We start from the raw sequence: 24,291 nt of genomic DNA, 5'->3' as shown, positions 1-24,291 counted from the left end.
CAGAACATGGATGGGGCGCATATCGTCATTGATCGCGCAAACCACGCCATGTTCGCACGACTTCAATGGGCCAGCGCGCGGGCGTCCTCAGCGTGCCAAGGGAGCGCCTGGTCGGCTGTCAGCAACGAAACGTGTTCCGTCGCACGATATCCCGCCAGATGGCTCAGGCCTTCACGGAACGTCGGCTGACCGATGCGCTCGATCAGCTCGCGCACCCACGAGGCAAGCGCGTCATTGCGGCGCACCGCCAGGTAGTACGTCTCACGCGTGAGCGGCACGAAATGCAGGCCGTGGGCCTGCGCACCGGGGCGCAGGCCAAACCCGACATCCGCCCGCCCTTCCTGCACGGCCACGGCGATCTTGTCGCTGGAGAACTCCTGCTCGTCGTAACCGTTGATCTGATCGGGGTACAACCCGGCCGCCACCAGCAGTTGATCGAACAGCAAGCGCGTGCCCGAACTGCGCTGACGGTTGATGAAACGTGCCTGGGTCCGGGCCAGATCCTGCAGCGACTGCACGCGCCCCGCCCACTCCGGCGACATCATCAACCCCTGCTCCCGATCGGCCAGGGCGATCAGGCGCACGGCGGTCGGACGCAGCCACTTGCGCAGCGTCTGATGGGCAAGTGAGCCAGCGCCCTGTTGCGGCGCCACATAGAAGCCAGCCACCTCGCACTGTTTCTCCTGCAGGCAGATCAGTCCTTCCACGGCGCTGCAGAACACGGTATCGAGCTGCGAAGCCTGGCTTTCATGCGCAAAGGTCTCGGCCAGCACTTCCACCGCCGGATCATGACTGCCCGAGAAGCGAATGCGCGTTTGCGATTGCGAGGCGTCTTCCAGCTCCGCCATGAACTGGCCCATGGCCTGGCGCACGGCCGGGTCCAGCTGCTCGCGCAGGCGCATCTCCGCACGCAGCATCCGCTCGCCAAACAGCGTGAGCGATGCCCCACGACCGCGTTCCATATCCAGCAGCGCCCGCCCGAGCATCTCTTCCCATGAGCGCATCACGCCCCATGCGTGCCGGTACGACAACCCCACCTGCTTGGCTGCCCGGTGCAGCGACCCCGTTTCACGCACCGCCCGCAGCAACTGAAAGACCTTGCCGTTGGCGCGCGGATTGTCGTCCGCGCCAACCACCGGGAACACCTCAAACTGGAACGTCATTATGTTTGTGATTTCCTATTTACTTCGCTCATGCTCCCGGAGAACAATTCCCGTCATTTCCCGGGGCGGGCGCATCGTGGCTGCCGACCGCCTCAATGTTGCCGCCATCATGCAACATCCGACATAAAGCGTCCACGCCTCTTACATCCTGCTCACCACATGCCCGGATTGCTCCAAACCCTTCGGCTGTCAGCCATTGCGTGCCTGGCCCTCACTTTTGCCAGCGCTGCATATGCAGGCGATCTCCGCATGGCTACCACCACCAGCACGGAAAACTCCGGTTTGCTCAAGGTGCTGCTGCCCAAGTTTGAGGCGGCCACCGGCATCCATGTGCAGGTGATTGCCGTTGGCACCGGCAAGGCGGTCAAACTGGGGGAATCGGGGGACGTGGACGTGGTGCTGGTTCACGCCCGCCAACTGGAAGACGCCTTCGTGGCCTCGGGCGGCGGCATCGACCGGCGTGACGTGATGTACAACGACTTCATCCTCGTCGGCCCGACGGCGGACCCGGCGGGCATCCGCGGCCAGAAGAACGTGATTCAGGGCATGGAGACCATCGCCAGCGCCGGCGAGAAGGCTGGCACCAAGTTCATCTCGCGTGGCGACAACTCCGGCACCGATGTGATGGAAAAAGCCTACTGGAAGACCGCCAACATTGAGCCGAAGGGCAAGCCCTGGTACGTGAGCGCAGGCCTGGGCATGGGTGAAGTGCTGAACATGGCCGCGCAGATGAACGCGTACACGCTATCCGACCGCGCCACCTACGGTGCCTACCGCGCCAAGACGGGCCTGGACATCGTGCTGGCCGGCGACCCGCGTATGTTCAACCCGTACGGCATCATCGCCGTGAACCCGAAGAAATACCCCAGCACGAACTATGTGGATGCGACCAAGCTGATCGAATGGATCACCTCGCCCGCCGGCCAGCAGGCCATTGCCGATTTCAAGGTGAACGGGGAGCAGGTGTTCTTCCCGAACTACGGGAAGGCGTTGGCGAGCGGGAAATAATCGCGCTGCGTGCGGAACGTCTTTCTGGGACAGGACGGCAGCTCAGGCTGCCGTTTCCAATTGCGGATGCTGCGGCAGCTCAGCAGCCACTTCGCCGATCATCCGGCGCAGCCACATCACATCGGGCGCGGCATGGCTGCGCTCGTGCCAGAGCTGGTAGAAGCGCATCTTCGGGAACGCCATGGGCGTCGGCAAAATGCGGATCGGCAGGTACTGCGCACAATGCGCGGCAAACTGGCGGCCGGTTGTGAAGACCAGATCCGTACGCATCAATACGTACGGCACCAGCCCGAAGTACGGCAGCGACACCTGGATCTGGCGCTTAAGCCCTTGCTCTGCAAGTGCCTGATCGATCATGCTGCGCTGCATGACAGCGTACGGCGCGGGTGCCAGGTGCGGCATCTCCACGTAGTGCTTGAGCGAGATCCCCTTGCGCGCCAGCGGGTGCTGCGCACCCAGCATGCAGACGACTTCATCGTCGAACAGCGGCGAAATGTGCAGATGCTCGGGCGGCGAAAGCCAGTTGCCGATCACCAGATCCATACCGCCCTGCTCCAGCGCCGCCAAATAGTCGACACCGGCATTGAGCGGGTGCACCACCAGCTTGGCCTGCGGTGCTTGCTTGCGCAGGCGCTCCACGATGTTCGGCAGGAAAAAGGCGTCGAGGTAATCCGGTGCGCCCAGGTGGAAGGTGCGTGTTGTGTTGGCCGGATCGAACTCCTGTGACGGGCGCGCAATACGCTCCATCGCCTCCAGGCTCTGCTGGGCCAGTGCAAGCAGGTCGTGGCCGCGCTCGGTCGGCACCATGCCGTTCTTGCCACGCACGAGGATGGCGTCGCCGGTAATCTCGCGCAGGCGCTTGAGCGTGTTGCTGATGGCCGGTTGCGACTGGCCAAGCTTGACGGCCGTACGCGTCACGCTCTGCTCGGTGAGCAGCGTGTACAGGACGCGCAGGAGGTAGGTATCGAGGTGATCTTTGCCGTGCATCTGGAGGCGAGAATGGGTGGCGAAGGGGGCAGCGCCGTACCGTCTATAAAACGTGCGAGGGGGACGCTGTCAGTGTATGTCACTTGTACATCGCGCCGCCAGACCACTACCGGCGGGTATACCCCGGATTTTGGCTTTCCGATGCGGGTTATCACATGGGCCAAATATTGCATTCCTGGCCCGGTGCTATGGTTCCGTTACACACACAAACAGGCGTAAAACCCCATGGAGACTCAGCCCATCCGCTTCTTTCACCGCGGCCAGGTGCGCACCGTCACGGATGCCCCGATCACCCGCACGGTGCTTCAATACCTGCGTGAAGACGCACACTGCACAGGCACCAAGGAAGGGTGTGCTGAGGGCGATTGCGGTGCATGTACCGTGGTGCTCGGTGAGCTGCAGGAAGATGGCAGCGTCGGCCTGAAGGCTGTCAACGCGTGCATCCAGTTCCTGCCCACGCTCGACGGCAAGGCACTGTTCACTGTGGAAGACGTGCGCGGCAAGGACGGCACGCTGCACCCCGTGCAAGAAGCCCTGGTGGAGTGCCACGGCTCGCAGTGCGGCTTCTGCACGCCGGGCTTTGTGATGTCGCTCTACGCGCTGTATGAGAACACCGGCAACGAGGCGCCCATCCCCTCGCGCCAGGCCATCTGCGATTCGCTGACTGGCAACCTGTGCCGCTGCACCGGCTACCGCCCCATCATCGACGCGGGCGAGCGCATGTTCGAGCTGCCCTCCCCGGCTGGCATCGACCGCACGCAACTGGCCGAGACGCTGCGCAACATCCAGCGCAAGGACACCTTCAGCTACGCCCCTGTCGGCACCGAGAATGCGCCGCGCTTCTACGCCCCGCGCACCGCCTCAGCCTTCGCCGCCATCAAGGCCGCGCACCCGAACATCCGCATCCTGGCCGGCAGCACCGACGTAGGGCTGTGGGTCACCAAGCAGTTCCGTGAGCTGGGCGACATCCTCTACATCGGTCAGGTGGCCGACCTGTACGCACTGGAAAAGCGCAACGGCTGGATCGAAATCGGCGCTGCCGTTTCGCTGGAAAAGGCCTACGACTTCCTCGCCGCGGACTACCCCGAGCTGACCGAGCTGTGGAAGCGCTTTGCTTCACTGCCGATCCGCAACGCCGGCACGCTGGGTGGCAACATCGCCAACGGCTCGCCGATTGGTGACTCGGCACCGGCCCTCATCGCTATCGGCACGCGCGTCGTGCTGCAGCGTGGCGAAGTGCGTCGCGAACTGCCGCTCGAAGACCTCTACCTCGCCTACCAGAAGAACGCGATGGAAGAAGGCGAATTCGTGGCCGGCCTGCGCATTCCGGTGCGCGAAGGTCGCGATGCCATGCGCTTCCGCACGTACAAGCTGTCCAAGCGCTTTGACGAAGACATCTCGGCCGTGTGCGCAGCACTCGCCATCGAGCTAGACGGCGACATTGTGCGCAGCGCACGCATCGCTTACGGCGGCATGGCAGCAACGTCCAAGCGCGCCACCGAAACCGAAGCCGCCATCACCGGCCAGCCGTGGAACGAAGCGACCGTGCGTGCTGCCATGGCAGCCATGTCGCGTGATTACACGCCGCTGACCGATATGCGTGCCACCGACAACTACCGCCGCATCTCGGCGGCCAACACGGTGTACCGCTTCTGGCTGGAAACCCGTACCGACGCGCCGCTCACGCCCGAACAGATCAATGTGCGTGCGGTCGAACTGAATACCCTCACCGCTGCAGGTAGCGTCAACTAAGTCCGACTGCAAAGAGACATCGTATGAACAAGCAAACCGAGGCCTTCCTGCTGGCGGAAGCCGATATTGCGGCGGCCATTCCTGATCAGCGCGGTGCTGTAGTCGGCATCTCGCGCCCGCACGAGTCCGCCCACCTGCACGTTGCCGGCACCGCCACCTACACCGACGACATCCCCGAGCTGGCCGGCACGCTGCACGCTGCACTCGGCATGAGCACGCAAGCGCATGCGCGCATCGTCAACATGGATCTGGACCGCGTGAAGGCAGCGCCGGGTGTGGTGGCCGTGTTCACGTCGGCGGACATTCCGGGCACCAATGATTGCGGCCCGATCATCCACGACGATCCGATTCTGGCGACCGACACGGTGCACTTCATCGGCCAGCCGATGTTCATCGTGGTGGCCACGTCGCACGATGCGGCGCGCCGTGCAGCACGCCTGGGTAACATCGAATACGAAGTCCTGCCCGCGCTGCTGACGCCGGAAGACGCCCGCGCCGCCGGCAAATCCGTGCTGCCGCCGATGCATCTGAAACGCGGTGAACCGGCAGAGCGCATTGCCGCTGCGCCGCATTCGGAAGCCGGCCAGATGTCGCTGGGTGGCCAGGAACAGTTCTACCTGGAAAGCCAGATCTCGTACGCGGTGCCGAAGGAAGACAACGGCATGCACGTGTGGTGCTCGACGCAGCACCCGACCGAGATGCAGCACATGGTCTCGCACATGCTGGGGTGGCACGCCAACCAGGTGCTGGTGGAATGCCGGCGCATGGGCGGCGGCTTCGGCGGCAAGGAATCGCAATCGGGCCTGTTTGCCTGCTGCGCGTCGCTGGCCGCGTGGAAGCTCGCCTGCCCGGTCAAGCTGCGTCCGGACCGCGACGACGACATGATGATCACCGGCAAGCGTCACGACTTCCGCTTCGGTTACGAAGCCGGTTATGACGACACCGGCCGCATCCTCGGCATCACGTGCGACATGACCTCGCGTGCCGGTTTCTCGGCCGACTTGTCCGGCCCGGTGATGACGCGTGCCATCTGCCACTTCGACAACGCCTACTGGCTGTCGGACGTGGAGATCGACGGCTTCTGCGCGCGCACCAACACGCAGTCGAACACCGCGTTCCGCGGCTTCGGCGGCCCGCAGGGCGCGTTTGCCATCGAGTACATCATAGACAACATCGCGCGCTCGGTCGGCAAGGATGCGCTCGACGTGCGCCGCGCCAACCTGTACGGCAAGGACAAGAACAACGTCACGCCCTATGGCCAGACCGTGGAAGACAACGTCATCCACGAACTGCTCGACGAACTGGAAGCGACGTCCGATTACCGCGCCCGCCGCGAAGAGATTCGCGCATTCAACGCAACGAGCCCGGTACTCAAGCGCGGCTTGGCGCTGACGCCCGTGAAGTTCGGCATCTCGTTCAACGTGAAGCACTTCAACCAGGCCGGCGCGCTTGTGCACGTGTACAACGACGGCTCCATCCTCGTGAACCACGGCGGCACCGAAATGGGCCAGGGCCTGAACACGAAGGTCGCGCAAGTGGTCGCACACGAACTGGGTGTGGCCTTCACCCGCATTCGCGTGACGGCAACGGACACCAGCAAGGTGGCCAACACGTCAGCCACGGCGGCATCGACCGGCAGCGACTTGAACGGCAAGGCCGCGCAGGACGCCGCACGCCAGATCCGCGCACGCCTGATCGCGTTTGCCGCAGAACACTACGAAGTGCCCGTCGAGACCGTCGCCATCGTGGGCGATCAGTTGGAGATTGGCGCACGCCGCGTACCGTTCAACGAGCTGATCAACAAAGCCTATGTTGCCCGCGTGCAATTGTGGTCTGACGGTTTCTACGCCACGCCCAAGCTGCATTGGGATCAGTCCAAGCTGAACGGTCGTCCGTTCTACTACTACGCGTACGGCGCCGCCGTGTCGGAAGTAGTGGTGGACACGCTCACCGGCGAATGGCGTCTGCTGCGCGCTGACGTGCTGCACGACGCCGGCCGCTCCATCAACCCAGCGCTGGATATCGGCCAGGTGGAAGGCGCGTTCATCCAGGGCATGGGCTGGCTGACCACGGAAGAACTGTGGTGGAACAAGAACGGCAAGCTGATGACGCACGCGCCGTCCACCTACAAGATCCCGACCGTGAACGACTGCCCGCCGGACTTCCGCGTGCGCCTGTTCAACAACGCCAACGTGGAAGACAGCATCCACCGCTCCAAGGCGCTGGGCGAGCCGCCGCTGCTGCTGCCGTTCTCGGTGTTCTTTGCTATCCGCGATGCAGTGGCCGCCGTGGGTGATGGCCGCACCAACCCGCCGCTGAACGCCCCGGCGACCAGCGAGGAAATCCTCAAGGCCGTCGACGCCATCCGCAGCGCCCCGCTGTCCGCTTGAGCCGAAGTACGGAGACCGTCATGGACCACACGCAACTGCGCCCGTTCCGTTTTGCCGACGTGCTTGCCACCGTGCAAGCGGGGCAGCCGTGCGTGCTGGTCACGGTGACGGACGTGCAAGGCTCCGCCCCACGCGAGCCGGGCACGCTCATGCTGGTGTGCACCGACGGGTTCTTCGGCACCATCGGCGGTGGCCATCTCGAATGGCGTGCCATGGAAATCGCGCAAGCGATGATGGATGCACCCCAAGCCATTGGCGACGCCCGCCGCCAGTTCGTTCGCATTCCACTCGGCCCGGCATTGGGCCAGTGCTGTGGCGGCGTAGTACGCCTGTCGCTGGAGCACCTCGACGCACGTGACGCGGAGTGGATCGCCCTGGCCGACGACGCCATGCGCCAGCGCCGCAGCCTGCGCCGTTTTGTCTCCGCAGACGCGGCTATGCATGTTGAAGCAACGATCGGTGATGCGGCAGCAGCAGGCGTTACGCTCGACGCCAGCGGCTTCACCCAAACGGTGTTGCCACCCGACATGTCGATCGTGCTGTGCGGTGCCGGCCATGTCGGCCACGCCATCGTGCGCGCACTCGCGCACCTGCCCTGCCGCGTGACGTGGGTGGACGAACGCGATGCGATGTTCCCGTTCCCGACGGAAGTGCCGCCGAACGTCGTCATCGAATCCACCGATACGCCGGAAGCCGTGATCGACAACGCGCCTGCCGGCAGCTACTTCCTGGTCATGACGCACAACCATGCGTTGGACCTCGCTCTGTGCGAACGCATCATGCGCCGCACGGACTTTGCCTACTTCGGCCTGATCGGCTCCAAGACCAAGCGCGCCCGCTTCGAGCACCGCATGGTGGAGCACGGTGTGGACCCGGCACGCTTGCCGGAAATGGTGTGCCCGATTGGCGTGGCAGGCATCGTGGATAAGGCGCCGGATATCATTGCAGTATCCGTCGTCGCCCAACTCCTGCAGGTGCGTGAGCTTCAGCAGCACGCGCTCACCACAGCCAGCGGTGGAGCGGCGGTCCCTTACCGCGTCCCCACACCCGTCTGATTATGCCGCTCTCGCCCACCCTTGCAGAACGCATCGCCACCAGCCCGAAAGCCGAACTGCACATCCACATCGAAGGCTCGCTCGAACCCGAACTGATGTTCGCGCTGGCCGAGCGCAACGGCGTCAAGCTGCCGTATGCCTCCGTTGAAGAAGTGCGCGCGGCTTACGCCTTCGACGATCTGCAATCGTTTCTCGACCTCTACTACGCCGGCGCCAGCGTGCTGCTCACCGAGCAGGACTTCTACGACATGACCGCCGCCTACGTGGCGCGTGCGCTTGCCGACAACGTCCGTCACGCCGAAATCTTTTTCGACCCGCAGACGCATACCGCGCGCAACGTGCCGATGCACGTGGTCATCAACGGCATCGTCCGCGCGCTGGATGACGCGGAGCGCGAGCATGGGTTCTCCAGCCTGCTGATCCTCTGCTTCCTGCGCCACCTAAGCGAGGAAGAAGCATTCGCCACGCTGGAAGCCGCCCTGCCCTACATCCAGGACCCGGCCAACCGGATCATCGGTGTGGGGTTGGATTCGTCCGAGCGCGGCAACCCGCCGGAGAAGTTCGCGCGCGTGTTTGCCGAGTGCAAGAAGCTCGGCCTGCGCCTGGTCGCCCACGCGGGTGAAGAAGGCCCGGCGCAATACGTGATCGACGCGCTCGACATCCTGAACGTGGAGCGCATCGACCACGGCGTACGGGCCATCGACGATGCCGCACTCGTCAAGCGCCTCGCCGCCGAGCGCATCGCGCTGACGGTCTGCCCGCTGTCGAACGAGAAACTGAAGGTCTACCCCGACTTGCGCGATCACTCGCTCAAGCAATTGCTGGACGCAGGATGCGCAGTGACCCTGCACTCCGACGATCCAGCCTACTTTGGCGGCTACATGAACACCAACTGGCTCGCCACCTTCAACGCCCTGAACCTGTCCGCCGCCGACGCCCATGCGCTCGCGCGCAACAGCTTCGAGGCGTCCTTCCTGCCCGAGCAGGACAAAACGATGTGGCTTGCCAAGGTCGACGACCACTGGAAGCACACGCACTAAATCACACACCGCGCCCACGAAACAAAGATGACCACCATGCCTCCGACTTCCAACACCGTTCACGCGTACCGCGGCCGTGTGCTGCATTTCCTGCACGATCCGCAGTATCGCGAGCGCGATGCCTATGAGTATTGGGAAGACGGCCTGCTCGTGGTCATGGGGGGCAAAGTCGTGCAAGCTGGCGACTACGCCGCTCTGCGCGAGAACCTCCCCGCTGGTACCCAACTGCACGACTACAGCGGCAAGCTGATCGTGCCGGGCTTTATCGATACGCACGTGCACTTCCCGCAGACGGACATGATCGCCTCCCCGTCGCCTGGGCTGCTGCATTGGCTGGAGACGTACACCTTCCCGGAAGAACGCCGCTTCGAGAGCGAGCAGTACGCCGCGGGCGTCGCCTCGTTCTTCCTCGATGAGTTGCTGCGCAACGGCACGACCAGCGCGATGGTGTGGAGCACCGTGCATCGCGGCTCCGCCGAGACGCTGTTCAGCCAAGCGCAGCAGCGCGGCATGCGCCTCATTACCGGCAAGGTGATGATGGACCGCAACTGCCCGGAATACCTGCAAGACACGGCGGAATCCGGCGCACGTGATTCGGCGGATCTGATCTCGCGCTGGCACGGCAAGGATCGCCTGGCCTACGCCATCACGCCGCGCTTCGCGCCCACCTCGAGCGAAGCACAGCTGGCGGCCACCGGCGAGTTGGCCAGGCAGTACCCGGACGTCTTCATCCAGACCCACGTTGCCGAAAACCCGGACGAAGTGAAGTGGGTGGCCGAGCTGTTCCCGAACGCACGCAGCTACCTGGACGTGTACGACCGCTACGGCCTGCTGCGCAAGGGTGCCTTCTACGGCCACGCCATCTGGCTGGACGACAGTGATCGCCAACGCATGGCGGAATCCGGCGCTGCCGTGGCGCACTGCCCCACGTCCAACCTGTTCCTGGGCAGCGGCCTGTATAACTTCCACAAGAATGATGCACACCGCCTGGCGCTGACGCTCGCCACCGACGTGGGCGGTGGCAGCTCGTTCTCGATGCTGCGCACGATGGGTACGGCGCACAAGGTTGCGCGCATGGGTGGCTATCACCTGACCGCACTGCGCATGTTCTACCTGGCCACGCGCGGCGCCGCCGAGGCACTGGGCTGGGAAGACCGCATCGGCAGCTTCGTCCCGGGAGCGGAAGCCGATTTCATCGTGCTGGACCCAGCCGCCACGCCGTTGCTGGCACGCCGCAACGCGCGCTCGGAAACGCTGGAAGAACTGCTGTTCTCGCTCGCGCTGCTGGGCGAAGATCGTGCCGTATCCGCCACGTACATCCAAGGCGAGCCGGCCAAGTTTGCGGTTGGCGCCAACGCCTGATCCACTTATAATCCACGCTTCCATTGGGGAGTAGCCGCCCGGGGTCGATACCCTGGGGGCCACGTCAACAGACTTGACCGTCGTCGCAATGACTGACGGTTATGGCGTGGTCAGCCGCACCCGAATCTGCTCACGATCCGTAGCGAGCAGCCCGAGGTTGGACCGAGAAACGCAACCGTACATGGGTACGGTGAGCATCGCAGGTTCAAGATCGGGTTGCGCAGTAGGATCGGGTGTGGATTCGACGGTGACGCGCCTGGCGAGACCGATGACACACCTCTGCGGATAGGGCCGGCAGCGGTGCGTCATTGGTTCGCATACGGCCCGGACACCACCACAACATGGAAGCCTTCCTCGTCTCCACCGGCATCGTCGCGCTCGCTGAAATCGGCGACAAAACCCAACTGCTGTCGATCCTGCTGGCTGCGCGCTTTCGCAAGCCGGTCCCGATCATCATCGGCATCTTCGTCTCCACGCTAGTCAACCACGCGCTCGCCGGCGCCGTCGGCGGCTGGATTACGCATGTGCTCGGTGAAAACGTGCTGCGCTGGATTCTTGGCGCCGCCTTTATCGCCATGGCCGGCTGGATGCTTGTCCCGGACAAGCTCGACGACGAAGAGGCACCGAAAGACACGCGCGGCCTGGGCATCATCGGCACCACCATCGTTGCGTTCTTCTTTGCGGAAATGGGGGATAAGACGCAGATCGCCACCGTGGCACTGGCAGCGCGCTTTAACGACGTGGTTTCTGTGGTGGCTGGCACGACCATCGGCATGCTGCTGGCCAATGTGCCGGCAGTGTTGATGGGCAACAAGTTCGCGTCACGCATGCCGATCAAGCTGGTGCACCGGATTGCAGCGTTGATCTTTTGGGTGCTGGGGGTGTTGGCGTTGTTGGGCGTTGGCAAGTAAGGCAATAAATAGCCTTCATGCCATACAACAACGCTTGAGCCATACAGCCACTCCGGATCTTCTGATCTTTTCGCTGATTTGGCATCCAAGATTAGAAAGGCATGGCGGCGGTCAGAAACGATGCGTGCAGGATAGGCGCACGCATCGTGGTTTCTTGAGCACAGGTTGCGTTGTTACGCTTCTCGCTTGGAGCTCCTCTCTACTATCGACGCTTAAGAGCATCTTCGATGCTCTTAGCACTGCCGATGTCACCCTCCACTCTTAGCTGTTTGGCAATCGCTTGATAAGCGCTCTGGTTGTTTTTGCTCGGCGGGTCGCAAGCTAGCGTGTTGACAGCCCCGAGGTTCGCAAATACTGCTTCCTTCAGCGTCAACTTCAGAGCTCTTACCTTATTGAAGTCACTCCACATTTGGTTGGCCGAGACTGGAAAATCCTTATTTCTAAGCATAATTTCATTGTCATTCTCATCACTGTCGGCGCCCGAACTCCAAACATCCTTGCTTGCATTCCACGCACCTCCACATAGCCCACCGGTGTTCATACTTACTATGCAGCCCGTGTTTGTCTCCAGCGCTGGGCAGTATTGCCGGCTATCGATTGTTGACTCTTGATCTGAGGCCACCTGTAGCCTACCAACTCTAAGAACATCCAAAACAGCATAATTTCCAGACGGTGATATACGCATGTTATGCACGTTCTGATAAACGACACCACCAACCGGAGATAGAGACTCTTTTTCAAAGAGGACAATTTTATTTCCTGAACTCATCGAAAAGGTAGCAGTCGCCCACCCTGATTCAAAATCATTTGTCCTTGGATTCTTTCGAGCAGGAGAAGAAAACTCCAAGGATGATCCATTTTTAAATTTCACAATTTCATCAGAAGCACTAGCTTGACAGAAAATCAATAGTGTTGCGCATGAAATAGAAATAAATGCTCGCGTAATTTCCATATCTTCTTACCAACTAGGAGAGTTTTGCCTTCAGAGCTGCATATCGCGCAGGAGAAACAGAAGTTCCGCTAACCACAGCCATGACTCGAATATGAGCGTATCGCTCAATTAACTCTCGCTCGTATTCCGTGCGATTTTCCAGCCAGTCTTCTGGGTTTCGAGGCGCGGATGGGTGCGCTGCGAAAAGCCCGTCAAGTGCCCTACCGATGTCGCGCAGCACGAATGCGGGCCTGTTTACATGTTGATCGAGCGCTGTTGCTCGGCCAAGATCCGATGAAAAATAGGACGCAACCGTGTACTGATAGTTGACTGGCCTCTTTGGAAGAATCTGTTTTCTAAGTCGATCAATAAAATCCATAACTTGCTTGGACTCGAAAGATGGATCCGTAATCGCATTCGCTATCACAGCCAAAGGAGTATTCCCAACCGACTGACCAAAGTTTTGCTGCGAGCAATCTTGTCTAATAATTTGCTTTAGCTGCCTCCCGATTAGCTTCTGGCCAAGCGTCAAATGGGGATGCTCGTAGAACATCTTTGCGGCCTGACCACTGCCCTCCACTGTCCATCCGCACCTCTCAAAGAGTCGCGCGTACTCCTCCTTGTTTTGTTCTTTGAACTCAGAAACCTGTATAGAAAATTCACCACGCCCCTCGGGGTTGATGGCTTTTTTCATAGCCCCAGCCGTTAGAACCTCGCTGTCATAAGACTGGACCGCATCCAGATTACCTTCGTTTCTGGACATCGCAATTAATATTCGATGTTCGCTTTCACTGATAACTTCATCAGCCAACATCTTCGAAATCACTTCCGATTTTCCCAAAGGTCGATTCCCCCAGAAAACAGGGCTATACTGTGAGCCAAGTCGAGTGACTTTAAATTTATTCTCAAAGCAACACCCGCACTCACAATCGTCTTGTCTCAACAAGAAATTCCCCACCAACGCCACCGGGTGAATGTGGAACACGGCTGGCCCAGGTAGATTCGGTACGCCTTTCTTCACCTCCTCCCACCACGCCAGCGTCTCAATGCGCTTGAGTTCCGCTTCATGATGCGACAGGGACTGCGTGCGCGCTTCCATTGCCTCAACCAACTGCCTCCACTTGCCCGGATTTGCCCACTCGCTCTCGTGCTTAACAATCAACCGCGACATCCGCTCCATGTCCCACGGATAGTGGCCAGGCATGCTTCGCCCCCCGAGGCACAGTTGGTCCGCCGCGTACTTGCCGTCTCCAGTAGAGAACACTGCGCGGTAGACCTTCGCCATCAGTGGGCCAAGCTTGCCTAGCGAGGGCCGACTAGGTACGTCGGCCTCGATCGCGTAGTCGATATATGCCTCGGTGGTAGCAAACACCGTATGCGTGTGGTCGTGCATATCTTCGATGGTCTCGAAATCGATCCACGACTGCGCGAACTCACGCGTTGCACGGCCACCTGCAAAGCACTGCTCGCGCACCCACCCACTGATGTCTTGGCCCTGCATATTTGCGCCGTTCACTTTCCACCAGTTCAGTTTGCGGCCGTCGCCGGGGCCAGGTGTGGTTTCCATATATCGGTTCTCGGGATGCTTTGCTAGTGCGGCAAAGGTCCGAACCAAGGTGACGTCTGTGCGAGGTGCGTCCTGGCCCTCCTGAAGGGGCGCCTTGTACAGCTTCGTGCCTTTTCCCACCCGCAGGATCGTGGGTTCGCTGGACATTCCAAGCTGTTTCCAAGCGTTGGGCTGGAATGAATGGTTGTTGATCCAGTCGCGCCCTTGCTGAAGGAACGGCTTGATGTCGTCCCCACAGAACACCTCGATGTGCACCATGCGATCAGAGGTTCGCTGGTTAAGTGAATCGTGGCGGCCAAGATGGCCAATTAGATCGCCTGCACTAACCCTGTGAGGCTCAGGCATCACCACGACCTGATCGAATGCGGCATCGGGCAGTATCTTCCGGGCCTCCAGTTGTCCTAATGTGTTCTTGCCAAGGTAAATCCATTTGCCAATCAGATCGGCCGTGAACACGTATCCGCCGGCCTTGGGTGGATAGGGCTGGACACCTTCCGCCTCTACGATTTGCCCCCACTTTTTTTCTCGCTTGCCGATGCGGACTTGCGCGCTTCGCGGCAGGATTGCCACCGGTGCACTGTTGGCGGCAGCGCCTGTCCGCACGCGCAACCCAATGTGTTCGGGCGGCGAGGCTTGACCGGCGGGTCCATTATGGGGACGGTCACTGGCGTGCGCAGTGACTTCAAAACGGATCGGCCAGTTAGAGGCTGTAGAAAGTCAACCGACTGTCCCTAGGGAACTCCATGACATGCCGTACGAGCACGAAGCTGGTGCTGTACGCCGAGTCAATGATGGGCTCACCACCGGATACCTGTACCTGACTGACGGGATAGTTCCGATCGAGCCGGTAAGCGATGACGTGCCCATCGGCGATGCAGCGAATGCCACTCCGCAAATCAAGCTTACGACCCGCTCCCGCTTCGGTTATATGGATGCCGCCGTGCCACATCCCCTTGTTGCTAACCAAATAGGCGCCCGCCTCGTGTTCAGCCAGCAGACGGTAGAGTTCGCGTTCGTCGGTGAATTCGGCAGCCTTGCCGCCGTTGTCTTGCGTCTTCTGGCGCAGCGGGAAGGTGAAGCGCAAGCGCTTAAGTGGCGGCGCGCTTGGCGGACTGGTCGGAGTGCTACTTGCCATGGCTTACCTCCAATTCTCATGAACCCATATGTGCGATGAAGGCTGACCATAGTTGGGTTCAGCGAGAACGAGAAGGCGCAGGCAGCTCGTGGCACCAAATTTTGCGAATGACGGTGAGTCGGTAACGGCTGTTGCAACTCGATTTCGTCCAGACGAAAAAAAACGGGGCCTTAGCCCCGTTCAACCCTCACCGGTCATGTCACCCGCTAGGGAACGAATGACATGCTCCGATAAACCGTTTCTGTTGTTGCTCTTGCTCTGGCAAGCGCCTCAGTTGGTCTTGGCGCCGCCTTCAAACCACTTGGCGATGATCGTGCGCTCGTCGTCGGTGATGTTCGTGACGTTGCCCAGCGGCATCAGCTTCTGTTGCACCACCTGCTGGTAGACGAGCTGTGCGTGCGCAGACAACTGGTCCGGCGTATCGAGCAACACGCCCTTAGCCGGAGAAGGCATCAGAGTAGGATGCGCCGAGTGACATTGGTAGCACCGCGCGGTAACGACTGCCTGTACTTTGGCGAAGTCCGAACCGCCAGCGGCTGCCGGAGCGGCTGCAGCAGGTGCAGAAGCACCACCTTCTGCCGCTGCTGCGGGCACTACCGCTGCCGGTGCTTCTGCCACAGGGGCTGCCGGACGCTGCACCGGCGCCAGCCACACCGCCACGCCCAGCAGCACTGCAACGCCGGCTGCCGGATAGGCCCAGTTCACCACGCCCTTGTGCTTCAGGATGAAGAACTGACGGATCAGCACGCCAGCCACCATGATCAGAATCAGCACAGCCCAGTTGTACTTGAACGCGTACGTCATGCTGTAGTGGTTCGACAGCATCGCGAACAGCACCGGCAGCGTGAAGTACGTGTTGTGCACGCTGCGCTGCTTGCCGCGCTTGCCGTGGATCGGGTCCGGCTTCTCGCCAGCCTTGAGCGAGGCCACCACCTTGCGTTGCCCCGGGATGATCCAGAAGAACACGTTGGCGCTCATGATGGTCGCGATCATCGCGCCGATCAGCAGGAATGCTGCGCGGCCCGAGAACAGGTGGCATGCCGCAAACGCAGCCAGCGCCACATAGATCGCCACCAGAATGCCCACCACGCGGTCGTTCTTGCCGAACACGCGGCAGATGGTGTCGTACACCAGCCAGCCAACCACTAGGAAGCCCAGCGCCAGCAGCACCGCCGTCGCCGCCGACATGTCGAACACGTTGCGGTCGATCATGTAGACGTTGGCGTTGAACAGGTACACCACCGTCAGCAGCGCAAAGCCCGACATCCAGGTGGAGTACGACTCCCAGTAGAACCAGTGCAGATGATCCGGCAGTTGCTTTGGTGCCAGCAGGTACTTCTGCGGGTTGTAGAACCCGCCGCCGTGCACGGCCCACAGCTCGCCGTCGACGCCCTTGTCCTTCAGGTCCGGTGCGGTCGGCTTGGTCAGGCTGTTATCCAACCAGACGAAGTAGAACGACGAACCGATCCACGCGATCGCGACGATCACGTGCAGCCAACGCAAGAGCAAGTTGGCCCAGTCGAGGATATAGCCTTCCATGATGACTCCCTGCCCTGTTAGCTACCGCGATAGGTCGAATACGACCACGGCGACACCAGCAGCGGCACGTGGTAGTGCGCGCTGGTATCGGCCACGCCAAAGCGCAGCGTCACCACGTCCAGGAACGCGGGCTCGGGGAGTTTGACGCCGGCTGCGCGGTAGTAGTCGCCCACCGCGAAGTCCAGCTCATAGACGCCGGTCTGCAGCGCGTCGCCTTCCAGCAGCGGCGCATCGCAACGGCCATCGTGATTGGTGCGAACCGATTTCACCGGTTGGCGTTGATTGTCGACAATCTTGAACAGAGCGATCGCCAGGTTTTGACCCGGCGTGCCTGCAGCGGTGTCGAGCACATGGGTAGTCAAGCGTCCCATTTGTCTTCCTCTGTAGTTCGAATTTTCAGAAGCGCCGCTGCCTCCACTTGCACCTCGCGCCAAACCCTTGCGTGACAAGGGCTGGCGTCGGGGCCCGCTCGGTACGTGCTGAGCACGCATCCCGGCGCGCGTCCAGCCGGTTTACGCTTGCCGCCCATGCCTGTTACCCAGACTGGAGGGGACATGCCAAACCGGCAAAGCCGTCGCTCGTTCGGGGTCCGACTCCGTGCTTCCGCCGTGTCCCTAGACCGGACTCGAAACAGGGATTTCCCTAGTTTGTCGGATTCCTGAACGCATTTTGTTGACAATATTGAAGGCGCCCACGAATAATTGTCAACAGATTTTCGCAGCAGCTTATGCGGCGCTGCACTACTGAAAGACAGGTCTGCCATGTCCAAGAATCTCAAGCTGGTCTCCACAGAAACGACGTCCAAGCCTGGCGCCAAAGCATCGGGAGCAACGCGCATGTCGGTTGAAGAGCGGATGTACCACGAGATCTACGATGCGATCATGGAGCACCGTCTGCCTCCGCGCACCAAGCTGACGGAGCATGCGCTTTGCGAAATCTATGCCACCGCACGCCACACGGTGCGCAAGGTCTTCTCCCAACTGGCCGCCGATGGCCTGGTTGATCTGGAACCGAACCGCGGCGCCTTCATTGCCGCCCCTTCCATCGACGAAGCGCACGCCATGTTCGAGCTGCGCCAGATCCTCGAGCGCGCGGTGCTTGACAAGGTTGGCAACAGTGCCAACCCCAAGGCCACCGTCGCGCCCCTGATGGAACTCGTCAAGCAGGAGCGCCAGGCCTTCGTGACGCACGATCGCCCACGCTGGATCCGCCTCTCGGCCGAGTTCCACGTTGCGCTGGCCGAGCAGTCGGGCAACCCGCTGGTGGTCGAAATGATGCGGCGACTGGTGTCGCGCACCACGCTGATGATCGCCAGCGTCGAAGCCCCGGGCAACAACGCTTGCTCGTTCGACGAGCACCTCGACATCCTCAACGCACTGGAGCGCGGTGACGCCAGTGCTGCCCAGGCCCACATGGCCCAGCACTTGCAATGCTGCGCGGACCGCGTGCGCCCGGAGGCGCCCGCTGATTTCGATCTGCGTTCGGTATTGGGCCCGCGCGGCAGCGGCGAGAAAGGCTAAGTCTAGGACCGGTTTTGCTGTATTGGGCGAGCTGGCACGACAGAGGCCGGCCGCCACAAGCCGGACGCCCGTCCGGCTCACCACCCAAAGGAGACGTATATGGCAAGCAGCACCCTCGCCGCCCCCACGGCGGATCTGACCAATGAGCGCGTGGCCTATGGCCGCCTGCTCGCATTGGGCCTGCAACATGTATTGGTGATGTATGCAGGCACCGTGGCAGTGCCGCTCATCGTCGGCGGTGCACTGCATCTGCCCAAAGAGCAGATGGCCTTCCTGATCAACGCCGACCTGTTTGCTGCCGGTCTTGCCACGCTCATCCAGGCGTTCGGCATCTGGAAGTTTGGTATTCGCATGCCAGTCATGATGGGGGTGACCTTCGCCTCCGTCGGCCCGATGATCGCCATTGGTACCGACCCCACCATCGGCCTGCTGGGTATCTACGGCGCGGTGATCGCGGCGGGGATATTCGGCATCATCGTTGCGCCGCTCATGGGGCGTGTGCTGGGGCTCTTCCCACCGGTCGTAACAGGCACCGTCATCACGCTGATCGGCATGTCGCTGATGGGCGTGGGCATCAACTGGGCTGCTGGCGGCCAACCGACCAAGAAAGCGGTGGTCGACGGCGTACTGCAAACCGTACCGAACCTCGAGTACGGCAACCTGGGTAACCTCGGCATCGCGGCGGCGGTGCTGGTCATCATTCTGCTGCTGACCAAGTACGGTAAAGGCCTGATCGGCAACATCGCCGTGCTGCTGGGCATCGTGATCGGCACATTCATCGCCATGGCTTTCGGCAAGGTGAACTTCAGCGGCATGGGCGATGCCGACTGGGTGGCCGTCATCACGCCGCTGCACTTCGGCATGCCGACCTTCCACTTTGGCGCCATCGCTTCGATGTGCATCGTGATGATGATCACGCTGGTGGAATCGACCGGCATGTTCTTGGCCCTGGCCGAGATCACCGGCAAGAAGCTGTCCACCGATGACCTGACCCGCGGCCTGCGCGCTGACGGCCTGGGCACCGTGATCGGCGGCCTGTTCAACACCTTCCCGTACACCTCGTTCTCGCAGAACGTGGGGCTGGTGACCGTCACGGGCGTGCGTTCGCGCTTCGTGGCAGCCATGGGCGGCATCATCCTGATCGTGCTGGGCCTGTTCCCGAAGATGGCGCACATCGTGGCTTCGGTGCCTTCCTTCGTGCTGGGCGGCGCGGGCATCGTGATGTTCGGCATGGTGGCGGCAACGGGCGTGCGCATCCTCGGCTCGATCGATTTCAACAAGTACCGCCACAACCTGTTCATCGTGGCCATCTCGATTGGCTTCGGCATGATCCCGACGCTGGCACCGACCTTCTTCCAGTACCTGCCGCATTGGCTGGAGCCAGTCACGCACAGCGGCATCGTGCTGGGCACGCTGGTCGCCGTCACGCTGAACCTCTACTACAACGGCATGCAGTCGGCCGAGCACGCCATGCGCGACGCTGCTGCCAACACTCACGGCACGGAGTAACTGCATGAACAACGCCACTGTCGCGCACAACGACCCGCTCCTGATTGCCCGTCATGCCGACGTGCTGGTCACGATGGATGCGCAACGCCGCGAGATCCCCGACGGCGCCCTGGTGGCGCGCGGTGGCGTGATCGAATGGGTGGGCGCCACGGCCGATCTGCCCGCGCAGTATCGCGATGCCATCGGCCAGCCCAACGTGCGTGTGATGGAACTGCGTGACCACGTGGTCACGCCCGGCTTCGTCAACACGCACCACCATATGTATCAAAGCCTGACGCGCGCGCTGCCCGCTGCGCAGGATGCCGAGCTGTTCGGCTGGCTCACGAATCTGTATCCGGTGTGGGCGGGCCTCACGCCCGAGATGGTGCGTGTATCCACGCTCACGGCAATGGCGGAACTGCTGCTCTCGGGCTGCACAACCTCCAGCGACCACCTGTACCTGTACCCCAACGGCAGCCGGCTCGATGATTCGATTGAAGCCGCGCAGCAGATCGGCATGCGCTTTCACGCCGCACGGGGCAGCATGAGTGTCGGCCGCAGCCAGGGCGGCCTGCCGCCGGACCGCGTGGTCGAAGGCGAAGAAGCCATCCTCAAGGAAACGCAGCGCCTGATCGAAACCTGGCACGACGCCGATCGCCACTCCATGCTGCGCTTGGTGGTGGCGCCGTGCTCGCCCTTCTCGGTCTCGCGCGATCTCATGCGCGAATCGGCCAAGCTCGCGCGCAGCTACGGCGTGTCGATGCACACCCACCTGGCCGAGAACGATAACGACATCGCCTACTCGCGCGAGAAGTTCGGCATGACGCCAGCCGAGTATGCGGAAGACCTCGGTTGGGTCGGCCGCGATGTCTGGCATGCGCACTGCGTCAAGCTCGACGCGCATGGCATCGACGTGTTCGCACGCACCGGTACGGGCGTAGCGCACTGCCCATGCTCGAACATGCGTCTGGCCTCAGGCATTGCGCCGATCCGCACCATGCGGGACGCCGGCGTACCCGTCGGCCTGGGCGTGGATGGCAGCGCCTCGAACGACGGCGCACACATGCTCGGCGAAACGCGCCAGGCGATGCTGCTCGCCCGCGTCGGCTTTGGTCCTGCAGCAATGAGCGCACGTGAGGCGCTGGAAATCGCCACGCTCGGCGGTGCCCGCGTGCTCAACCGCGACGATATCGGCGCGCTTGCACCCGGCATGTCTGCTGACTTTGTCAGCTTCGATCGCCATCAAGTCAGCTTTGCTGGTGCCGACCACGACCCGGTTGCCGCATTGGTGTTCTGTGCCCCGTCCAACGTGGCGCACAGCGTGATCAACGGGCGCGTGGTCGTCGAAGATGGCCGCCTGACCACGCTGGAACTCGATGCCCATCTCACGGTTCACCGGAGGCTTGCGCTGGAACTGGCGCAGGCTGCCCGGGCAGTTCCGGCCTGACGTGATGGAGCCTTGCCTGTTTCACGACGTTGCCCGCAGCTCTGCGGCGTTCCCGCAACGGCACGAGCCCAGCAACTTTCAAGCGGCAGGGCCATGCAATCACGGGAACAACATCTATTCGTGATGTCGTGAATTTGGAAAGTCTCATTCCACTGCCTGACCGGTGTTGTATGAAGTCTCCTCGACATGAAAAAACCATGACAAACAATAACTATCCGCGCGATCTGATCGGTTACGGCAAGAACCCGCCCAATGCAAAGTGGCCGGGTGGCGCGCGCGTAGCACTGCAATTCGTCCTCAACTACGAAGAAGGCGGTGAAAACTGCGTGCTGCACGGCGATGCGGGCTCGGAGCAGTTCCTCTCCGAGATCATCGGTGCGGCCGCTTACCCTGCTCGCCACATGAGCATGGAAGGCATCTATGAATACGGCTCGCGTGCGGGCGTGTGGCGCATCCTGCGCGAGTTCGAGAAACGTGGCCTGCCGATGACGATCTTCGGCGTGTCGATGGCCTTGCAGCGCCATCCGGACGTGACACAAGCCTTCGTCGACCTCGGTCACGAAATCGCCTGCCACGGCTGGCGCTGGATCCACTACCAGAACGTTGACGAAGCCACCGAGCGCGAACACATGCGCATTGGCGTCGAGATCATCCGCCAGCTGACCGGCAACGCGCCGCTGGGCTGGTACACCGGCCGCGACAGCCCCAACACGCGCCGCCTGGTGGTCGAGCACGGCGGTTTTGCCTACGACGCCGACTACTACGGCGACGACCTGCCTTTCTGGACCGAAGTCGAAGTCTCGGGTGGCGAGCGCAAGCCGCACTTGGTGGTGCCGTATACGCTCGACACCAATGACATGCGCTTCGCCAGCCCGCAAGGCTTCAACACCGGCGACCACTTCTACCAGTACCTGAAGGATGCCTTCGACGTGCTGTACGAAGAGGGTGACCCCAACGGCCTGGCGCAGCCGAAGATGCTGTCGATCGGCATGCACTGCCGCCTGCTGGGCCGCCCGGCGCGTTTCCGCGCGCTGCAGCGCTTCCTGGATTACGTGCAATCGCACGACAAGGTGTGGATCTGCCGGCGCATCGACATCGCGCAGCACTGGATGCAGAACCACCCATACGGCCAACAACCGGCCAAGCAACCCGTTTTGAGCACCACAGCATGAGCCAGACCACCTACACCCTCTCCCAACTCAACGGCATGGACGCATCGCAGTTCGTGCAAGTCCTGGGCGGCATCTACGAGCACTCGCCATGGGTGGCTGAACAGACCGCAACGCAACGCCCGTTCGCCTCGGCCGACGCGCTGATCGCTGCCATGCGGCATGCCGTGGATGCGGCCGGTGAAGCACCGCAGCTCAAGCTCGTCCGTGCTCACCCGGAACTGGCGGGCAAGGCTGCCGTGCGCGGTGAGCTGACGGCGGAGTCGACGCGCGAACAGAGCGGCGCGGGTCTGAACCAGTGCACGCCAGAGGAGTTCGCACGCCTGCAGGCACTCAACGCCCAGTACAACGAGAAGTTCGGCTTCCCGTTCATCCTGGCAGTGCGCGGCTACGACCGCCACGGAATCATCGACAACTTCAGCAAGCGAGTTGAGAACGACCGCGACACCGAGCTGCGTACGTCGCTGGAACAGATTCATCGCATCGCCGGTTTCCGTCTGAACGATTTGATTTCAGGTTAACCAATACAACCACGCTGTGGGTGCGGTGTCATGGGGCATGGGACACCGCCCGGCATGGAGCCTGACCGGCCGGCCTGCGATCGCATCAAAGAATGCGGCGCAACCTGCAGTGATCCTCAACAACAAAGGAGGTAGCAATGCAGTCGAAATTCAAGCGTGGTGCTGCCGCGCTCGCAGTGGCATCCGCGCTGGGGGCGTTGAGCGCCGGCGCACAAGCGCAATCGTCCGTCACGCTGTACGGGCAGGTCGACAACTGGGTGGGGGCGACCAAGAGCCTGGGCGCATCCGACCGGGCCTGGGTGGTCAACGCCGGCGGTATGTCCACATCGTATTGGGGCATGAAGGGTAGCGAAGACCTGGGTAACGGTCTGAAGGCCATCTTCACGTTGGAAGCGTTCTTCCGCCCGGACACCGGCAAATCCGGCCGCTTTGATGGCGACACGTTCTTCGCCCGCAATTCGTTCGTCGGCCTGCAGTCGAGCACCTGGGGCTCGATCAAGCTCGGCCGCGTGACGCCGCCGTACTTCGTCTCGACGATCCTGTTCAACCCGTTTGTTGATTCGTACACCTTCTCGCCGATGGTGTTCCACACCTACCTGGGCAACGGTCTGAGCGGCCCCGGCGGCATTTCGGGTCTGGTGGGCGATTCGGGTTGGAACAACTCGATCCTGTACTCCACGCCGGACTTCAACGGCCTGACCGGTAACTTCATCTACGGCGCAGGCGAGCAAGCTGGCCACAATGGCCAGAACAAGTGGGGCGGCAACTTCCTCTACTTCCACGGCAACTTCGCAGCCACGGCAGCCTTCCAGCAAGTGCGCTTCGATTCGAACCCGGGTGACCTGAACAGCCTGGTGGCGGGCTTCCAGCGTCAGTCGGCAGCACAACTGGGTGCAACGTATGACTTCGGTGTGGTCAAGCTGTACGGTCAGTACCAGTACATCAAGAACACGATCGCTTCGGGCGACGCCAAGAGCAACGGCGGCCAACTGGGCGTGTCGATTCCGGTCGGTCCAGGCAGTGTGCTGGCGTCGTACGCGTACACGAAAACCTCGGGTGCAGCTGACGTGAAGCGCAACACTTGGGCAGTCGGCTACGATTATTCGCTGTCCAAGCGTACCGACGTGTACGCCGCTTACTTCCGCGACAAGGTCTCGACCCTGTCGTCCGCCGACACCTTCGGCGTGGGCATCCGCGCAAAGTTCTAAGCGATTGCTTTCCTTGTCACCGCCCGCGTATCGACAGCGCGGGCGGATCCTTCAAACGGCGTTCCGGGGCTCGGGCGCCGTTTTTTTACGCCTGCAGA

The 24,291-nt window shown here is 61.9% G+C and carries 20 protein-coding genes and 1 riboswitch; of the genes, 13 read left to right on the top strand and 7 right to left on the bottom strand.

Annotation, left to right across the window (positions count from 1 at the left end; genetic code table 11):
- Positions 1-62: 62 nt before the first annotated feature.
- Entirely contained in the window at positions 63-1,163 is a 1,101-nt protein-coding gene (locus tag JHD73_RS07035; RefSeq protein ID WP_199029158.1) for a substrate-binding domain-containing protein, read from the bottom strand.
- A gap of 249 nt (positions 1,164-1,412) precedes the next feature.
- Here JHD73_RS07035 and JHD73_RS07030 point away from each other — a divergent pair, with 249 nt between their 5' ends.
- Positions 1,413-2,171, top strand: a complete 759-nt coding sequence (locus JHD73_RS07030; RefSeq protein ID WP_233176818.1) for a substrate-binding domain-containing protein — start codon at positions 1,413-1,415, stop codon at positions 2,169-2,171.
- A gap of 42 nt (positions 2,172-2,213) precedes the next feature.
- Here the strand turns inward: JHD73_RS07030 and JHD73_RS07025 are convergent, their stop codons facing one another.
- Positions 2,214-3,158, bottom strand: coding sequence for a LysR substrate-binding domain-containing protein (locus tag JHD73_RS07025; RefSeq protein ID WP_021195021.1), 945 nt, complete (start codon positions 3,156-3,158; stop codon positions 2,214-2,216).
- A 225-nt stretch (positions 3,159-3,383) separates the two neighbouring features.
- Between JHD73_RS07025 and xdhA the strand changes: the two genes are divergently transcribed.
- The 6 genes from xdhA to JHD73_RS06995 all read left to right on the top strand — a co-directional run bounded on the left by xdhA (position 3,384) and on the right by JHD73_RS06995 (position 11,668).
- Entirely contained in the window at positions 3,384-4,910 is a 1,527-nt protein-coding gene (gene xdhA, locus JHD73_RS07020) for a xanthine dehydrogenase small subunit (RefSeq protein WP_199029154.1), read from the top strand.
- Between the two features lie 23 nt (positions 4,911-4,933).
- Positions 4,934-7,300: a xanthine dehydrogenase molybdopterin binding subunit gene (gene xdhB, locus JHD73_RS07015; protein ID WP_199029152.1), complete on the top strand. Its 2,367-nt coding sequence runs from the start codon at positions 4,934-4,936 to the stop codon at positions 7,298-7,300.
- A 20-nt stretch (positions 7,301-7,320) separates the two neighbouring features.
- Positions 7,321-8,355: a xanthine dehydrogenase accessory protein XdhC gene (gene xdhC / locus JHD73_RS07010; protein ID WP_199029150.1), complete on the top strand. Its 1,035-nt coding sequence runs from the start codon at positions 7,321-7,323 to the stop codon at positions 8,353-8,355.
- A gap of 2 nt (positions 8,356-8,357) precedes the next feature.
- Complete coding sequence (locus JHD73_RS07005; RefSeq protein WP_199029148.1) at positions 8,358-9,395, top strand: adenosine deaminase; 1,038 nt, start codon at positions 8,358-8,360, stop codon at positions 9,393-9,395.
- A 27-nt stretch (positions 9,396-9,422) separates the two neighbouring features.
- Positions 9,423-10,757, top strand: coding sequence for a guanine deaminase (guaD, locus tag JHD73_RS07000; protein ID WP_199029146.1), 1,335 nt, complete (start codon positions 9,423-9,425; stop codon positions 10,755-10,757).
- A gap of 13 nt (positions 10,758-10,770) precedes the next feature.
- Positions 10,771-10,998, top strand: a riboswitch (yybP-ykoY riboswitch).
- Between the two features lie 100 nt (positions 10,999-11,098).
- Positions 11,099-11,668 carry a TMEM165/GDT1 family protein gene (locus JHD73_RS06995; protein WP_199029144.1) on the top strand — a complete coding sequence of 190 codons (570 nt, stop codon included), beginning with the start codon at positions 11,099-11,101 and terminating at the stop codon, positions 11,666-11,668.
- Between the two features lie 202 nt (positions 11,669-11,870).
- Here JHD73_RS06995 and JHD73_RS06990 read toward each other — a convergent pair whose 3' ends face one another.
- The 5 genes from JHD73_RS06990 to uraH form a co-directional block, all read right to left on the bottom strand.
- On the bottom strand, positions 11,871-12,620 hold the full coding sequence (locus JHD73_RS06990) for a hypothetical protein (RefSeq protein ID WP_199029142.1): 750 nt from the start codon (positions 12,618-12,620) through the stop codon (positions 11,871-11,873).
- Between the two features lie 13 nt (positions 12,621-12,633).
- A complete protein-coding gene (locus tag JHD73_RS06985) occupies positions 12,634-14,736 on the bottom strand; it encodes a hypothetical protein (protein ID WP_199029140.1) in 2,103 nt (700 codons plus the stop codon).
- A 130-nt stretch (positions 14,737-14,866) separates the two neighbouring features.
- Complete coding sequence (locus JHD73_RS06980) at positions 14,867-15,301, bottom strand: hypothetical protein (RefSeq protein ID WP_199029138.1); 435 nt, start codon at positions 15,299-15,301, stop codon at positions 14,867-14,869.
- A gap of 270 nt (positions 15,302-15,571) precedes the next feature.
- Positions 15,572-16,840, bottom strand: coding sequence for a urate hydroxylase PuuD (locus JHD73_RS06975; protein ID WP_199029136.1), 1,269 nt, complete (start codon positions 16,838-16,840; stop codon positions 15,572-15,574).
- Positions 16,841-16,857: 17 nt separating this feature from the next.
- Positions 16,858-17,211 carry a hydroxyisourate hydrolase gene (gene uraH / locus JHD73_RS06970; RefSeq protein ID WP_199029134.1) on the bottom strand — a complete coding sequence of 118 codons (354 nt, stop codon included), beginning with the start codon at positions 17,209-17,211 and terminating at the stop codon, positions 16,858-16,860.
- A gap of 390 nt (positions 17,212-17,601) precedes the next feature.
- On the opposite strand from uraH, the gene JHD73_RS06965 reads away from it, so the two are divergent.
- The 6 genes from JHD73_RS06965 (at position 17,602) to JHD73_RS06940 (ending at position 24,193) form a co-directional block, all read left to right on the top strand.
- Positions 17,602-18,360, top strand: coding sequence for a GntR family transcriptional regulator (locus JHD73_RS06965; RefSeq protein ID WP_199029131.1), 759 nt, complete (start codon positions 17,602-17,604; stop codon positions 18,358-18,360).
- A 99-nt stretch (positions 18,361-18,459) separates the two neighbouring features.
- Positions 18,460-19,869 carry a nucleobase:cation symporter-2 family protein gene (locus JHD73_RS06960; protein ID WP_199029129.1) on the top strand — a complete coding sequence of 470 codons (1,410 nt, stop codon included), beginning with the start codon at positions 18,460-18,462 and terminating at the stop codon, positions 19,867-19,869.
- Between the two features lie 4 nt (positions 19,870-19,873).
- Complete coding sequence (locus JHD73_RS06955) at positions 19,874-21,295, top strand: 8-oxoguanine deaminase (RefSeq protein WP_199029127.1); 1,422 nt, start codon at positions 19,874-19,876, stop codon at positions 21,293-21,295.
- A gap of 197 nt (positions 21,296-21,492) precedes the next feature.
- Complete coding sequence (puuE, locus tag JHD73_RS06950; protein WP_199029125.1) at positions 21,493-22,467, top strand: allantoinase PuuE; 975 nt, start codon at positions 21,493-21,495, stop codon at positions 22,465-22,467.
- On the top strand, positions 22,464-22,985 hold the full coding sequence (uraD, locus tag JHD73_RS06945; RefSeq protein ID WP_199029123.1) for a 2-oxo-4-hydroxy-4-carboxy-5-ureidoimidazoline decarboxylase: 522 nt from the start codon (positions 22,464-22,466) through the stop codon (positions 22,983-22,985). Before puuE ends, uraD begins: the two co-directional genes overlap by 4 nt.
- 137 nt (positions 22,986-23,122) lie before the next feature.
- Positions 23,123-24,193 carry a porin gene (locus tag JHD73_RS06940; protein WP_199029121.1) on the top strand — a complete coding sequence of 357 codons (1,071 nt, stop codon included), beginning with the start codon at positions 23,123-23,125 and terminating at the stop codon, positions 24,191-24,193.
- The last annotated feature ends 98 nt before the right edge of the window (positions 24,194-24,291 follow it).

Origin of the sequence: Ralstonia sp. ASV6 (assembly GCF_016429285.1) — a bacterium.
In the GTDB taxonomy this organism is placed as follows: domain Bacteria; phylum Pseudomonadota; class Gammaproteobacteria; order Burkholderiales; family Burkholderiaceae; genus Ralstonia; species Ralstonia flaminis.
The sequence above is the reverse complement of the archived record's forward strand: the minus strand, read 5'-3'. Positions and strand labels throughout refer to the sequence as shown.

Excerpts from the sequence above, each read along its gene's own strand:
- JHD73_RS07035 (WP_199029158.1), bottom strand. The coding sequence starts at position 1,163 with ATGACGTTCCAGTTTGAGGTGTTCCCGGTGGTTGGCGCGGACGACAAT.
- JHD73_RS07030 (WP_233176818.1), top strand. The coding sequence starts at position 1,413 with ATGGCTACCACCACCAGCACGGAAAACTCCGGTTTGCTCAAGGTGCTG.
- JHD73_RS07025 (WP_021195021.1), bottom strand. The coding sequence starts at position 3,158 with ATGCACGGCAAAGATCACCTCGATACCTACCTCCTGCGCGTCCTGTAC.
- xdhA (WP_199029154.1), top strand. The coding sequence starts at position 3,384 with ATGGAGACTCAGCCCATCCGCTTCTTTCACCGCGGCCAGGTGCGCACC.
- xdhB (WP_199029152.1), top strand. The coding sequence starts at position 4,934 with ATGAACAAGCAAACCGAGGCCTTCCTGCTGGCGGAAGCCGATATTGCG.
- xdhC (WP_199029150.1), top strand. The coding sequence starts at position 7,321 with ATGGACCACACGCAACTGCGCCCGTTCCGTTTTGCCGACGTGCTTGCC.
- JHD73_RS07005 (WP_199029148.1), top strand. The coding sequence starts at position 8,358 with ATGCCGCTCTCGCCCACCCTTGCAGAACGCATCGCCACCAGCCCGAAA.
- guaD (WP_199029146.1), top strand. The coding sequence starts at position 9,423 with ATGACCACCATGCCTCCGACTTCCAACACCGTTCACGCGTACCGCGGC.
- JHD73_RS06995 (WP_199029144.1), top strand. The coding sequence starts at position 11,099 with ATGGAAGCCTTCCTCGTCTCCACCGGCATCGTCGCGCTCGCTGAAATC.
- JHD73_RS06990 (WP_199029142.1), bottom strand. The coding sequence starts at position 12,620 with ATGGAAATTACGCGAGCATTTATTTCTATTTCATGCGCAACACTATTG.
- JHD73_RS06980 (WP_199029138.1), bottom strand. The coding sequence starts at position 15,301 with ATGGCAAGTAGCACTCCGACCAGTCCGCCAAGCGCGCCGCCACTTAAG.
- JHD73_RS06975 (WP_199029136.1), bottom strand. The coding sequence starts at position 16,840 with ATGGAAGGCTATATCCTCGACTGGGCCAACTTGCTCTTGCGTTGGCTG.
- uraH (WP_199029134.1), bottom strand. The coding sequence starts at position 17,211 with ATGGGACGCTTGACTACCCATGTGCTCGACACCGCTGCAGGCACGCCG.
- JHD73_RS06965 (WP_199029131.1), top strand. The coding sequence starts at position 17,602 with ATGTCCAAGAATCTCAAGCTGGTCTCCACAGAAACGACGTCCAAGCCT.
- JHD73_RS06960 (WP_199029129.1), top strand. The coding sequence starts at position 18,460 with ATGGCAAGCAGCACCCTCGCCGCCCCCACGGCGGATCTGACCAATGAG.
- JHD73_RS06955 (WP_199029127.1), top strand. The coding sequence starts at position 19,874 with ATGAACAACGCCACTGTCGCGCACAACGACCCGCTCCTGATTGCCCGT.
- puuE (WP_199029125.1), top strand. The coding sequence starts at position 21,493 with ATGACAAACAATAACTATCCGCGCGATCTGATCGGTTACGGCAAGAAC.
- uraD (WP_199029123.1), top strand. The coding sequence starts at position 22,464 with ATGAGCCAGACCACCTACACCCTCTCCCAACTCAACGGCATGGACGCA.
- JHD73_RS06940 (WP_199029121.1), top strand. The coding sequence starts at position 23,123 with ATGCAGTCGAAATTCAAGCGTGGTGCTGCCGCGCTCGCAGTGGCATCC.